This is a genomic window from Gaetbulibacter sp. M235 (assembly GCF_043876835.1).
In the GTDB taxonomy this organism is placed as follows: Bacteria; Bacteroidota; Bacteroidia; order Flavobacteriales; family Flavobacteriaceae; genus Yeosuana.
In genome coordinates this window covers 1-15,748 of record NZ_JBAWJZ010000015.1, presented here as the reverse complement: position 1 = coordinate 15,748, position 15,748 = coordinate 1, and the positions used below count along the sequence as shown (strand labels likewise).

Annotated in this window: 8 protein-coding genes; all 8 read right to left on the bottom strand. The window is 32.6% G+C overall.

Annotation, left to right across the window (positions count from 1 at the left end):
• Position 1: 1 nt before the first annotated feature.
• Entirely contained in the window at positions 2–1,750 is a 1,749-nt protein-coding gene (locus V8G69_RS16120) for a hypothetical protein (protein WP_394883200.1), read from the bottom strand.
• The gene (locus V8G69_RS16115) at positions 1,737–2,978 is read right to left on the bottom strand and encodes an MFS transporter (RefSeq protein WP_394883198.1); all 1,242 of its coding nucleotides are present in this window, start codon (positions 2,976–2,978) and stop codon (positions 1,737–1,739) included. The genes V8G69_RS16120 and V8G69_RS16115 overlap by 14 nt, the downstream gene beginning before the upstream one ends.
• Positions 2,975–4,027 carry a glycoside hydrolase family 130 protein gene (locus V8G69_RS16110; RefSeq protein ID WP_394883197.1) on the bottom strand — a complete coding sequence of 351 codons (1,053 nt, stop codon included), beginning with the start codon at positions 4,025–4,027 and terminating at the stop codon, positions 2,975–2,977. Before V8G69_RS16110 ends, V8G69_RS16115 begins: the two co-directional genes overlap by 4 nt.
• A 53-nt stretch (positions 4,028–4,080) precedes the next feature.
• Positions 4,081–5,406, bottom strand: coding sequence for a hypothetical protein (locus tag V8G69_RS16105; RefSeq protein ID WP_394883196.1), 1,326 nt, complete (start codon positions 5,404–5,406; stop codon positions 4,081–4,083).
• Between the two features lie 195 nt (positions 5,407–5,601).
• Entirely contained in the window at positions 5,602–7,089 is a 1,488-nt protein-coding gene (locus V8G69_RS16100) for a RagB/SusD family nutrient uptake outer membrane protein (RefSeq protein ID WP_394883195.1), read from the bottom strand.
• An 11-nt stretch (positions 7,090–7,100) separates the two neighbouring features.
• Positions 7,101–10,163, bottom strand: a complete 3,063-nt coding sequence (locus V8G69_RS16095; RefSeq protein WP_394883194.1) for a SusC/RagA family TonB-linked outer membrane protein — start codon at positions 10,161–10,163, stop codon at positions 7,101–7,103.
• 204 nt (positions 10,164–10,367) lie between these two features.
• On the bottom strand, positions 10,368–14,558 hold the full coding sequence (locus V8G69_RS16090; protein ID WP_394883193.1) for a response regulator: 4,191 nt from the start codon (positions 14,556–14,558) through the stop codon (positions 10,368–10,370).
• A 584-nt stretch (positions 14,559–15,142) separates the two neighbouring features.
• Positions 15,143–15,454: a ParB/RepB/Spo0J family partition protein gene (locus V8G69_RS16085; RefSeq protein ID WP_394883192.1), complete on the bottom strand. Its 312-nt coding sequence runs from the start codon at positions 15,452–15,454 to the stop codon at positions 15,143–15,145.
• Between the last annotated feature and the right edge of the window lie 294 nt (positions 15,455–15,748).

Genomic DNA, 15,748 nt, shown 5'->3' with positions numbered 1-15,748 from the left:
TTTACTTAGCAGAAGAATATCTGTAATCTATTATAACACCATTAGCATATAATTTACCGTTCTTTTCAGATATAATAGCATCTTGAGAAACCATTACCAATAAAGAAGCCTGTTCTTTAGCGATGGTAAACGTGAAATTATTTTTTACGTTTTCTGCTATAAACGATCTTTTTATGGCATCATAAATTTTTAAGTGCTTTTCACCTACTGAAATTGTGACTTCTTTCACTTCTGGATTTGGATTGTAATATAAAAAAGAAGGAAACGCATCATCCCGATAAAAATCCGTTGCCAATAAATTTAATTGAAGGATGTTTTCAACATTTGTTTTTGAAATAATAGACCCTGCAATCCCCACATGGCCACTTCCATAAACGCTAAATTGAGACACATCTGGATTTCCTTTTACCCAATGGGGACCATCTCCAATAGCAATAGGCGCTTCCAAATGTTCATATGCTTCAAAATGAGCTTTTTTAATCAATCCTTCATAAGCTATCACACCTTTGGTATATTGCTTTTGTTCTGGTATGGTTTGGTGTTCATCTGCTATTTCATATGGATAGAAAAGTTTTAAAGCATTACTTGCATTCAACATCCACTTTCCAATAGCACTGGCGTATCTTTGGTCATACCTAACCATGGGCACTAAAGGCCACATAGCGTCATACGTATTCATTAAAAAACCAAAACCACCATGATCTACAGTGCTTCCAACTATGCCAGAGATATCATATCCATTCCAATTACCGACCAAAACACCCCAGCCTTCTCTACAATCTGGTGTTCCGTTAAATGTCCAATCAAGAATTTTAGTATAGTCATAATTAGTTCCTTCTTCAGCATTTAACCTTGCAGCCACATAAGCTCCAAAAGGCATTAATATTTCATAAAATCTATTGTCAGTTTGCGACAATAGAGCTTCTAATGAAGATTTTGCTCCTTTTAAATATTTAGGGTTGTGAAATTTTTGATAGGCTGAATACAACACATAAGCATGACCAGCTGCTGCATCTTCTTGCTTGCAAATCCAATTGTCTTCAGGCTCTAGTTTTGCATAATTAAAATAGGAATGCGCATAGTTTCCAGCCATGACGGAATCAGCTTCATAAAATTTGTCAGCCACCGAACGCATGATTTTTGAAAAATCTTTTTCTTCAGGATAAAAATTTGCTAACCCGTAAAATAATACATTTGGGTATACATCGTACCACCAATCCCTTGCATAGCCACCTCCAAGCAATGCTACTTCAGGGCATGTATTATTCATCACAATATTCCAGTTAGTATCAGAATTAAAATAATTCTTCAACATGGAAACATAATTTTTTCCGTTTTGATTTGACTTATCAATTCCTACAAGAGTTGCTCCAAATACAGAACCTATAGTGGCTAGTGACTCATGAAAGATGCCATTGTTATGGTCTGGGCCTTGTCTTAAGTCGCCCATAGCTGTGTAGATTCCAAAAGTTTCTTGGTTGAAATTTTTACGCGAATCGTCTTTCCATATCAATGGCCAGTATTCACCAGTTTGAGTATCATCAAAAACTAACGAATCAAATCCTTTTGCCAAATTTTTAAAATCCATTATCTTAAAAGGATTGGGCAAATTAGGCATGGAGTCAATACGGCTCAGTTGCATCTGATCGATTGGGTTTTCTATGCTAAATTTAGATGGTTCTGTTTTACATGAATAAAAACCTATCCAAACCAACAAAACCATTAAATAATTTATTCTATGCATTTTCATTTTCTAATATTTCTTGTTGTTTTAAAAGTTGCTTAGCAATAATTATGGAAAGTAATTGAAGTACTCCAATAATCAATAAAGCATATCTCAAGGCAATGTCTGCATTTATAAAAAAAGCAATCACTAGAAACGTACTAGCCCCTATTAATCTACCAACAAATAACCCAAATTCATGGTTCAAAATATAAGAGAACTCGTTTCTGTTTTCAATTTTAGACAAGACATCAATGACTTTAAGTTGAATGGGGAAATAAGAAATATCAAGAATAGGCCGGGCTATTAATAATAAAAACATGAATATGATAACCCCAACGGAATTAAATAATAATCCGTTAAAAAAAGAGGCCATAAAAAAAGCTATTAAGCCTATGCTAAAAATAATTAATCGGTGTTTAGGTTTTGAATATTTCCCTAAAATAAGCATAATTACGGCTGCAATTACAGCACCGATAGATATAGCAGAACCAAGTGCACCTTCAGAATGGAAAAACTTCATCATTAACATTGCTGGTGCCGTAACAATAAACCCCTGTGCCAATCCTTTTAATAATGCCAATTGAAGCATTTTTTTCCAAAGTTTATGAAACTTAAAATAAAGAAACTTCTCGCTTTTTGGTTTTTCATATTTTCCAAAATGAAATACTATTGAGGCTATAATTGTTATAATAAATACGATTGTAGTGACCACTTTATATCCCGAGTTCACCCCTTCATTTGAGGTGCCATTTCCATTCATTAAGTACCATCCAATCATGACCGGTACAACAGACGCTATAATGGTATAGAAAAAAGTTTCCAACCCATAATAAAAATTCCTTGTTCTATCTTTAGTTGTTGCTAACACTAGGTAATCTCTATTAGCCCAATACAACCCAAAAGACATTCCCATAATTAAACCTGCTCCTACCAGACCAAAATAATTTATTTCTTTTAAGGACATCATAAAAACCATAGAAATGCCACTTAATAACATACCTAAAGAGAATAATCGCTTAATATTAATTCTATTCAACAAAAAACCATTAATAAAAAAGGTAATGGGTATTCCTGTATAAATGGCCATTTGATAAAAAATCACTTTTGAAGGATCATTAGAATTACGCATAATATAAGAGGCTACAAAAATGTCTATTACGGGTAAAACAAAGGCGTAAATAACATTGGTAATAATTAATATTTTTGCACTTCTCGTAAAATCTTTCCATCCTACTTTTGCTAAATCTATCATGATTGTCCTAGTGTTTTTAATATTTGGTTAATTGAAAAGCTAGCGAAACACACATGTTCATCTGATGCCCCATAGTACATTTTAATGGTGTCTCCATCAACTATATGTCCGTTTGTGAAAACCACATTTCCAAAAAATCCAGTTTGCTCATAAGTAGCAATTGGTTCCATGATGGGTGCTTCAGAACGTGCAATGACTTTAGATGGATCATTCAAATCCAATAACAACGCACCGAGGCAATAACGATTTTCTTCTGTTGCTCCATGGTATATTTCAAGCCAACCTTTATCTGTTTTTATAGGTGCAGCTCCAGCCCCTAAACGCTTGCTATCAAACTTATTTATTCTTGTTTTTGCAATACATTTATGATGTCCCCAATGGATACCATCGGGCGACTCTGCCAACCATATATAATTACCTCCTAATTGCGGACTACTTGGTCTGTGGAGAGCGAAATATTTTTCATTTATTTTTTCTTCAAAAATGGCGCAATCTTTATTGTGAGGACTAAAAATCATTCCTTTTTTATCAAATTTTTTCCAGTCCTTCGTGGTTCTTAATCCAACACCTACACCATTATCAGAAACCATGGTATAAGTAAGGTAATAGGTGTCTTCTATTTTTGATACACGACAGTCTTCTATCCCATAAGCTTCATAGTCGCCTTCTCCAAAAAGCGAGGCATACTCCTTGTCCTCTTTAAATATGACACCATCATCACTAAAAAGAAGTCTAAGATGCGATATGGTTGTTAGATAGTCCTTCCCATCATAACTGATGACTCTGGCATCTGAGGCATCTAGCTTTGGATCATCCAGATTAAAATTTAAAATCTCTAACTTTCCATAATGGTTATAAATGGGTACTGATAAAAATCCTTCTTTTTGAACAGAACGTTCTGCCACACGCACTAGGAGCCCTATTTTTCCTTTAAATTCAAACACTCCAGGATTGAGTAGACATTCAATAATCATGTTCTCATTACTTGGGTTTAAATCTTTTGGGGATAGAAGTGGATTTCGACTGCTTCTTTGTGATATGTCTTTCATAAAAATTTAGAATTATATTTTCAAAAAATAGGGAGCTTAAAATTGTATGGTTGCTATTTTGTTTTTTCAATTTCCAATAACATGAGCAACGTTTCAAGCGTTGATTCTGCACCTGAATTCTTGTTTACTTCATTTGAACCAGTAATTCCATCAAAACAAACTCCAGTATTTGGATTATAAATAGCTTTATTAGCATCATTTTTACCTGACAGCCATAATCCCAGTTCATTAGCCATAGCCAAGTATTTATCATCATTTGAATAACGGTATGCTTCGGCGGCTGCCCAAAGCATGGGTCTAATTCCGTAGGCTATTTGAGGATATTTATTCCTGTTGACTTCAATGAATTTATTGTCTACTTTATTTATCCAAAATGCTTCAGCAAACCCATTTTGCAGCATCCAAGGGTAAAAATTTTCAATCTCCATGAGAGCGCTATCAATATATTCTTGATTATTAAAAGCCTGACCTGCTCTTAATAGCGCATAAGCTTGATTGTTTCCCCAAGCGTGCCATAAATTTTCAGAACTTAAAAAAGCTCCATAAGGATAATTGTCAGCATCACCTTTTTGCATAAGGATAATGCCTTTAGCTAAATGATCAATTAATGTCTTGGAATCGTTATTTTCTGTCCTAAAATAATTATTTAACAACCCCAGAATTAATATAGCTGATTGATCAGCAGCAGATTTTCCAGGTAGCCATGTTGGTAATTCTATGGTATTAATAACTTCAGTAGTTAAATAAGATGTTGGAAGATCTCTTTTAATATTTGCTATCAATTTTTCTGAGGCCATTGCTATCCTATTTGCCATATCCACATCGGATTTCAAAAAAGGATATGCAGACTCTATGGCCCATAACGCTCTGAATGACCACCAATCAAGGGTCGCTATTGATGTCCTATATGTAGTATTTACAGTAAGATTATTCCAAATAAAATTATTAAAATAACCATTTTGGTTTTGCATCTGTAAAACAAACTCAGTAAGGTTTTTAAGTTTTTCTAATGCCGCTTCCTGATTTCCATATAATTCCAAGTATTTTGTCAACATGACAATGGCTTTTGACACATCATCTACACAGGTAAACCCCTCGTTTGGTTCAATGGCATAAGCATAGTTTGGATATTCACTGTAGATATGAATGATACCAACTTTTTTTCCATTAAAATTAATCTCTTTATAAAGATGATTAAAATGGCTAAAATTTATAGCACCATTAGGTAGTGGGTCAGAAGGGATAACTTCAATATCAGGCGTTGAAATATTTTCTATAGGAGCCTTATCAGGAAAAGTGTTATTAGTTTCATCGCATGAAGCAAATACCAAAAACAACATAATTAAAAAAAAGCTGCTTACTCTGAATATAAATATCATGTTTTAAAATTTGTGTTTATTGTAGCTATGGCGTAGTAAAATAGTCATGACTAGACTTAAATAAGTTTAGGTTCTTTTAAAGATGAAACCACATAATTTGTGATTAAAAGAGAAGCAGTAAACTAACAACTACTTCTCTTTAAACACTTTAAACAAATAAACTAAACTAAAAAATCAACTGTTTTGAATGGTCTATCAATAATTAGGATTTTGCGTGATTGTGCCTCCTGACTTATCAACTTCTCCTTGAGGAATAGGGTATAAATAATTTTTGTCCTGAAAATTCTTTCCAAGACCTGTTAAAACAGATTTTGCAGTTCCCCATCTTTTTAGATCATTAAATCTTTGAGACTCAAAACCTAATTCAACTCTTCTTTCAGACATCAACCAGCCTTTTATTTGGGCTGCGTCGGTTGAACTTGGTCTGTTTGCCAAAGTTCCTAAAGGAATAATAGAGCCGTCTGCAGTGGCAGTAGTTCTTGCTCTTGTTCTTACTTGATTTATAATTGCAATAGCTCCGGGATAATCCCCTGTTTCGTTTAATGCTTCCGCTTTCCATAGTAGTACATCTGCATAACGGATATAAATTTTATTACTAGGGGCATCATCATTTCCTTTGAAATTACCAGCGGTGTTGCCCAATAATTTTGAAACATTTTGGTTGGCTACATCTACCGTATATAACAATCTTGGGTCGTTGGGTTCAAAGGCATTTATAAAGTCCGCACTAGGCGCTATAAAGCCCCAGCCTACTAGAGCACACAAACCGTTACCTTTTCTTGGATTTTGATCAGACACATGGTCGTATGCAAAAATAACCTCGTTTTCAGAAAACTCTTTAGTGACATCAAAACTATCAAAATAATTAGCATTTAGACTGTAAAAACCAAGTGCATCTAATTCAGACACAAGACTAATTACGGTTGCCCAATCTTCATTAAATAAGGCCGCTTTGGCTTGTAATGCAATGACGGCTCCTTTTGAAGCTCTCCAAGGTTCAGAGGGAGATGGATACTTTGTGTTCGGCAATAGTGATTTTGCCTCCGTTAAATCTGAACTTATTTGTCCCCAAATTTCTGTAGTAGGTACTCGTACTGCAACATCAAAAGCTTCTTCAAACGACTTTAAAGGAACTGTTAAAAGTGGTACATCACCAAAATTATTTACTAAATCAAAATAATAAAAAGCTCTTAAAAAATAGGCTTCTCCTAATAATTGATTCTTACGGGCATCTGTAATACCAACCTCCTGTGTTACTTCAGGATTTGTTAAATAGCTTATTGCCAGGTTTATTCTATTAATTCCTTCATAATCGTAAAGCCATATGCCGTTAAAAGCACCATTATCAGGTGTAAAACTAAAAGCGCTTAATTCATCCATCCATGCTTGATCACCATCTGGATTCCATTTTTTATTCATATCATTGGATGCAATGTCTTGTAATATAAAATCATTTCTAAGAACGGCTCCTCCATCCCAATTCCATTCACCTATAAGATTCAAGGTGCTTGCTAGAAGTTGATATGATGAGCTTACAGAAGATTCGAGCGTTGTTATTGTTGGGGTTGAATCGATTTGATCCAAAGTAAGAAGACCTATTGGTTCTTTTGTAAGTTCATCATTACAACTAACAAAAGTTATCATGATACATATTGTAATTAAACTGTTATATATATTTTTCATAATTAATGCTTTTAAAATTTAACATTTAAACCGAACAAAACGGATGATGATGATGGATACGTTCCTCTATCCATTAAATCTGTTGATTCAGGATCCATACCTGTATATTTAGTTTCTGTAAATAAATTTTGACCAGAAACATAAAGACGGACATTTTGAATTCCCTTTATACCATTTATGGTATATCCCAACTCAACATTTTTAAGACGTAAATAAGATGCGTCTTCAACAAAAATGCTTGATACTTTACTGCTTCCATTATCTTCAAATGCAACTCTCGGAATCGTATTACTAGTACCTTCTCCATCCCATGCACCTAAAATGTTAGTTGTATAATTAAATGGGCGTGTATCATAATCTAATATTTTCTTAGAGTCATTGTATCTATCAACACCTTCGACACCTTGAAAAAGGAATGAAAAATCGAAATTTTTATATGATGAAGAAAACGAAATTCCATATGTTAAATCTGGTATGGAGCTTCCAAGAAATTTCCTATCATCGGAATTGATAATCCCATCATTATTTATATCCTCAAATTTAATATCACCAGGTACTGCCCTATCTAAAATAGGAGTTGCACTTAAGTAGCTATCAATTTCCGCTTGATTTTGATAAATACCAACCATTTTATAACCGTAATATGCATTTAGTGGTTGTCCAACTTGTGTTCTTGTAACTTCACCTACAAGATTTGGTACGTTAGGGTGTAATTTCTCAACATTGTTTACTACAGTTCCTATGTTTGCATTTATGCTGTATTTGAATTCTTTACTTGACTCTCTGTAGTTTAATGAAAACTCAAATCCTTTGTTACTTACCTCTCCAGCGTTTACAATGGTAGGAGAAACATCTCCAACTATACTTGGCAAACCAATTGGCAATAAAATATCTGATGTGTTTTTTACATAATATTCGGCAGAAAAAGTCAATTTGTTGCTTAAGAAACCTACATCAACACCTATGTTTGTTGATTCTGAACTTTCCCATTTTAAATCTTCATTTCCATAACGATTTACAACAACCTTCCCATCTGTTTGGTCAATTAAAGTTAAAAAGGCATAGTTGTCAATTTCTTGATTTCCTAATTTACCCCAACCCGCTCTTAACTTTAAATTTGATAACCATGTAACATCTTTTAAAAAGTCTTCATCAGAAATTTTCCATCCAGCAGAAATTGAAGGGAAATAACCCCATCTGTTTTTTTCTGAAAATCTTGAAGATGCATCTGCCCTCATATTGGCCGTAACCATATATTTGCTATCAAACACATATGACGCTGATCCAAAGTAAGAGAACAATGCCCATTCTGAAGCACTTCCACCATTCCATAAATTAACTTCGCCTATTCCTCCATAATCAATATATCTAAAGGTGCTATCCGTATTATCAAAACGAGCTCTGCTCGCTCCAATTGAAGAACTATAATTATCAATATACTCCATTCCAATTAATGCGCTGATATCATGTTTATCATTGAAAATTTTTGCATAGTTTAATGTATTATTAAACGTAATGGTACGTGCTTCACCTCGTTCTTCATTCAAGTTATTCGGTCTATTTTGCCTTCCCAATCCTGGGTCTGACTCATCAGGGTTATTATCATTATCATCTCCAAAATTTTCCGCAAATGCTTTGTTGTGAAAAAAAGATAAGTCCACACCAACATTAGTTCTAAAAGTCAGTTCTTTATCCTTTAAAAAAGAATACTCAGCGTATATGTTTCCAAATGTTCTAAAATCCTTTCTTACATCATCTGTGAAATAAGCCAAAGCAATTGGGTTTTGTGATTCATCATAATTCTTATTCCATCCGCCACTATCTCTGTCATTAAACAAATAAAAAGGTAAATCTGTAAAAGGGTCTCTTTGAGAGTATGTAGGATCATTAACATCTTTATAAACCCCAATAATAGGTGGTCTTATTAATGCATGTCTGATAATTCCCGGTGCATCACCTTTAGATGATAATTTATCTTGTGTAGCATATGTTAACTGAAGATTAGTTCCGATTTTCAAACGATCTGTTAAATCAACATTAAGATTGGTTCTATAACTTAACCTTTTGTATTTATCATTATCAAAAATTACAATACCATCTTGACCATAATATCCTAATGACATTAAAAATTGGATTTTATCACTTCCCCCACTTGCAGTAAATTGCAGGTTTTGAGACTTTCCAGTTTCAAATAATTCATCCAGCCAGTCAGTATCAGAGAAATCAGATCTTCCTTTATCTGCTGTATAAGGATTAGTTCCCGTTCTATCAGAATTATTCCAGGCCTTTTCGACAGTATTCATATATTGTTCCGCATTTAACATGTGTGGAAGGTTTGTTGCAAAATGAAGCCCAGTAAAATAGCTCATATCAAAACTTACTTTTCCTTCTTTTCCGCTTTTTGTAGTTATTAAAACCACACCACCAGAAGCTCTTGAACCATATATGGCCGCTGCAGAGGCATCTTTTAAAACGGTCATGGATTTTATGTCAGCTTGATTTAAAAACCCAATATCTCTTGTTGGAATACCATCTATTACATATAATGGGTTATTGTCACCTATGGTTCCTAATCCACGAATGCGAACTTCAATAGGATCACCTGGAGCACCTGTACTTGATGTTACTTGTACACCTGCAATTTGACCCTGCAGGGCTTGAGTTACATTTACTACCCTTGTTTTTTCAAGATCTCCCATATCCACTACTGAAACGGCACCCGTTAAGGTTGACTTTTTCCTTGAGGAATAACCCACAAGAACAACTTCATCCAAGGCCTGCAAATCTTCTAACAATACGATATTGATTTTGAGTTGACCATTAACAGATACCTCCTGAGTTGAATAGCCTACCATACTAAAAACCAGTACAGCGTTAGAATCTACATTCTCCAAAGTAAAATTCCCATCAAAATCAGTTGCTGTTCCTAATGATGTTCCTTTCACAATAACATTTACACCAGGTATTGGGCCATTGTTATCAGTTACAATCCCAGTTACGGTTTGTGCATTCAAAGCACTTCCAAATAATAAGGCTCCTATTAAATATAGGTTATACATTAAGTGCTTTTTCATAATAATGATGAATTAGATTGATTAATAATTTGAGTACTTTTTTTCATGATATTAATTAGTTTAGTGAGTTAATATATTATCAAATCTGATTTAAAAATCTGAAGATAAATATAGATTGACTATGCAGAAAACAGTGTACACTATTTCATCAAAAGTGTACACTAATCAATAATATTCTCATTATAAGGTGATTATAATATGTTATTATTGATTTTTTATTGAATTATTTTTGATTTGATAATTTTTAGGAGTGATACTGTACATTTTTTTAAACTCCCTGTAGAAATAAGATCGGTTATTAAAGCCCGATTGATAGCACACCTCTGAAACTGTAAAATTGCTTTTTCTCAATAATTCTGCAGCGAATTTCAACCTAATGGTTCGTATTAAGTCCGCTGGAGAAAAACCAAAGTTTTGTTTAATTTTTCTGTATAGTTGAGAGTTGCTAATTCCTAACTTCTCTTCAATAAACAGGCTTTGCAAATTATCATTCTCTATATTGTCTCGAATTAATTTAATAACATTTCGTATTAATTCTTTGTCATCATTTTGAACTTGCAGGTTTTTTATGTTTTCTAAAAATGTATCCTGTGATAACTGTTTTATTATAAGCTCTCTTTCTTCGAGAAGCTTTTGAACTCTAACAAGAATATGGTCTGGATGAAATGGTTTTGGAATGTAAGAGTTCGCACCACTCTCCAGCCCTTCAATTCGATGGATAATTGAATTTTTTGCTGTAAGCATTATTACAGGAATATGGCATGTCCTATCCTCACTTTTAACTTTTTTACAAAGCTCAATCCCATCCATTACAGGCATCATAACATCAGTAATAATAATATCAGGAAGTTCCTTTCTCATCATTTCCAGAGCCTCAAAACCATTATTCGCAATAACGATTTTATATTTTTCTTTTAGTAATTCATTTAAAAACAATTGTATTTCCCTTTCGTCTTCAACTACCAATATCACTTTGCGCTTTTCTAAAAATGCTTCAAGCGATGACATTTTATTTAACACATTTTCTGTGTCATTTGGACTTTCATCTAGTATGTTTTTTAGGTAATCTGAAATCAAAATTTGACTTCCCTCTGTATCAATTTCGCTACTTTTAAATGACTCTTTACTACAAGGAATCGTAATTGAAAAAACAGTTAATTTATTTGGTTTGCTCGACACATCAATGCCTCCTCTCAATACTGTTACTAATTTTTTAATGTATGCCAATCCAATTCCAGTTCTGAACAAATCTGTATCAGATTTATCAGTTAAAAAAAATCTATCAAACAAAGAATCTAGTTTTTCTTTTGAAATTCCTTTTCCGGTATTGGATACTTTAATAGAAAGCGTTTTTGTTTCATCTCCCAGAATATTAAACTCTAGTTTAATACTTCCATTATTGGGTGTGTATTTAAACGCATTGGATAATAGATTAAAAATTATTTTTTCAATTTTATCCTTATCAAACCAACCTACCAATTCAGTAGGTAATTCCAAATCATATTCAATATTCTTATCTAAAGCCCATTCATCAAATAGTTCTGCTATTTGCTCAATCAAATGGACCAAATCAAACTGTTTCGCTGAAACTTCCAAATAATCATATTCGGCTTTTCTGAACTCGAGCAATTGTTGTGTTAAAAAAAGAAGTCTAGATGAGTTTCTCTGGATCATATTTATGAACTTTTTACTTCTCTCTCCTAAATTTTCAGATTCAGCAAGCTTTTGTATAGGTCCCACTATTAAGGTTAAAGGTGTTTGAAATTCGTGGGCAATATTTGTAAAAAATGTAAGTCTGTTTTGGTGGATTTCTTCTTCTCTCCTTTGAATAATAATGTTTTGTCTTAATTTATATTGTTTATTGAAATAACTCCACACAAATAGGGTAAAAAGAAATAATAGGATAAAATAAACCAATATGGCCATATTTGATTGCCAAAAGATAGGCTTGATTTTAATATCAATAACATGAACAGCTTTACTCCAGACACCATCACTGTTGGACCATTTAATCCACAAAGAATAAGATCCTTTTGGAACATTTGTAAAAGAAATGATTCTTCTATTATTAATAGAATTCCAATCTTGATCAAAATTATTTAATTTATACGAATATTGACATTTGTCACTGTTTATATATGTTAAAGCTGCCAATTCTACATCAAAAAAGTTTTGATTATGCTCTAAAGTTATAGACGGAAATGTTTGTGAATTTGGAGATACAACAAGCCCTTGATAATATGGAATTTCTTGATTTTGACCACTAATTTTATCAATTAGAATATCCGGTATAACTTGAGACTCTTCTATTTTTGATGGTAAAAAATAATTAAATCCTTTAATTCCACCCATAAAAATAAATTCTGTATTATCATTTTGATAAAAGGCTCCGTCTGCAAATTCATTATTTTGCAAACCTTCATTTTTAGTATAATTAATGAATTTTGATTCTTTAAATATTAAATTAGATAACCCAAAATTTGTACTTATCCAAAGATTGGATTCCGAATCTGAAACAATCCCGTGAACCGTATTATTTGGAAGGCCTTCTTTTACGGTAAAACTTTTAAATCTAGGTTCTTCACCATTGCTAAATTCTTCTAGCAAATTCAAACCAAAACTTGTTCCAATCCAAAGTTTTTTTGTTATATCTGTATGAAGGCATAAAATATCGTTGTTTGATAAACTTTGCGAATCATCTTTTTTGTTTTTGAATGTTTTAAAAATACTTGTTGCTTTATTAAAAAGATTCAACCCGCCCAACCTGGTCCCTATCCAAAGCTCATTATTGTTTTTTGGAATTATTGAAAAAATAATGTTGCTGCTTAAAGATTCCTTTGCTCCATTCTCAGCTAAATATTGTTTAAAATCGGTTATTTTTAATGATTCTCCATGACGTGAAATTTTAAACCGAACCATGCCATATCCATTAGTCCCCAACCAAATAAATCCATTCTCATCTTGATAAATTGTGTAAGTAGACTTAAAATACGAGCAAAATTCATTTCCAATAATATCTGACCAACCAATAAGTTTTGATTTTTTTAAATCAAAGACATTAATTCCTGCTCCATCTGTTCCAACAAAAATAAGATCATCCTGTCCTTTACAAAGTGAAAATACCGCGTTGTTTATGGGGCTATTACTTTCATTGAAGTTTTGATATACTATTTGCTCATTTGTATTTAAATAGAATTTAGAAGAAAAGCGAAACAGCCCTTTTCCTTTTGTTGCAACCCAAAATGAATTTCCTTTTACTTCTAAAAAGGCTCTTACAATACCTCCATCTATTTCTGGTACTTGAACTTTAGAAACTAAATTGAATACTTTTTTTTGTGGGTACATTTTGAAAAGCCCATCCCCATCAGTCCCTGTCCAAATAACATTTTCAGTTCCTTGTAATAAAGTTGTTATTTTTTGATTCTTTAATTTCTTAGTCCATGTATTATTTATTGTTCTTCCTAAACTATCAATGATAAAGTATCCTGAGTCATTATATAACAAAAGACCTTCTTTAGTTCTAGATATAATATTATGAATGTCATATTCAATAATTCTATGTTCAGTTTTTTCATTAAAGGAATATAATACAGATTCTCCGGGAAGTGTAATCAAACACATTTTGTTTTTAGAAAGAATTCCAATATCTTTTACGCTTGTTAAAATCTTCTCGACTTGAGAAACTGTTTTTACTCCTTCTTCATTGGTTTTTATTTTCAAGGAATAAAGTTCATTGTTATCTAAGAGTAAAAGCAATTCACCGGTTTGCGTGAATACCATCTTATTGATAGCGTTACTGGGTAGATTTTTAATTTCCAATAATTTAAAAGTATCTCCATTAAAGTATCCAATACCCCAATCTTTAACTGCACAAAAGACTATTTTGGAATCGTCTAGAGCCATATTAAATTCGGATTCGGAAAATGGAGGTTTATCTTTTCTAGAAAAATAATATCTGGTAAACGTGTTTGATTTTTTGTCATATCTATTTAGGCCGTGTACAGTCAACACCCAAATATGTCCAGTATTATCTTCATCAATTTTAAGGATTACTTGGTTGGTAAGACTGTTTTCATTATTCAATTCAGGCCTAAAAATCTTAAAACTATTACCATCATATCTGTTTAATCCATCCCAAGTACCAATCCATAATAAATTTTCAGAATCTTGAAAAATAGTGTTTACAGAACTGTTTGAAAGTCCATTTGTATTATCTAATTGCTCCGTAGAATATTTAGCATCAAAAATATTCGATTTATCAATATAGGACTCTTGAAAAGAATCTAGAACATTTATATTTTTAAACGGAATATTTAATGAGGCTTTCCCACGTTCTTTACTACAACTAATAATTGTTAAAAAAATAATTGCTATTAATATTAGACGTGGTTTCAAAATTAAATTTGATCTGATTAAAATTTAGGGAAAAAGAAAAAACAACATTTTAACAATTGTTATATCCTACACACAAGAATACGAATTTTTAGAAAAGCATTGTTTATTTTAAATTGGATATTTAAAAATAAAGGTACAAATAGAATCCTTTCGCATCAAAACAAAAATTTTACTTTTAATATGGAACATATAAATACCTCTTAATCTTCTTATCATTTTTCAAAATTAAAATCCTTCAACAAGACCATCAAATTATCATAAATTCAACCTTTAATGTTAAAGTTTTCTTAAAAGGGGCTAATTCGGTGTCACCTAAAACCCATCTCCTTCAAACAGCCCATAAATAAAAGAAAAAACTCGGTTATGGATAGATCCTCTTTCTCCGCTAAAATTTGGTCTCAATTGACCTCAATTGCCCGTAAATAATAAGTTTATGGGCTTTTTTAATTTTAAATGACACCATTTATCACTAATATTTATTGAAGAAAAGGGGCTAATTCGGTGTCACTTTTTCTTCTTTTCAAGTGACACCGAATGCCATGTAAAATATTGACAATAAGTATTTTACAAATACAATCTTTCATTTATTTTTTCGTGCATTCGAGGTTTTCGATGATTTGAGCTTCCAATGCTTCTTGGTCATCCAAATCCTTGATTTGGACGGGTATAGATTCTAGATCGATGAGCTTGCAAGCTCTTAACCTTCTTTCGCCGCAGACCAGTTCGTAACCTTTGTCTGTTGGTCTTACCAATAGTGGTTGAAGCAGTCCGTTTTCCTTGATGCTTTCTGAAAGTTCTAGGATAGACTGTTCGTTGAAATCGCTTCTCGGATTGGTCTTGCCCGTTGAAATGTCAACCAAATTGACCTTTTTTAAATGTTCAGTGATTATTTCCATAATTTTATAGTTTTGATTAAACAATATTTGAGCATTAGCCAAACGGAAGACAAAATTTTGGAGTGGAAAGGAAACGGAATAAATAGTAAGGAACGAGCGGCTCTATGCCGTCCCTTTTCCGAGAAATAGTTTGCGAGTTTATATTTCGAGGATATTGTATATAATAAACTCTTATGGTTCTGTCGCGTTTGTGAAATTATGATCTGAAAATTCATGCTTAGCAAGACTTCATGCTGACAAACTATAAAATGCCTTATAGACAGATAAACACTTGCTGTCCATCTGTCCCTTCCT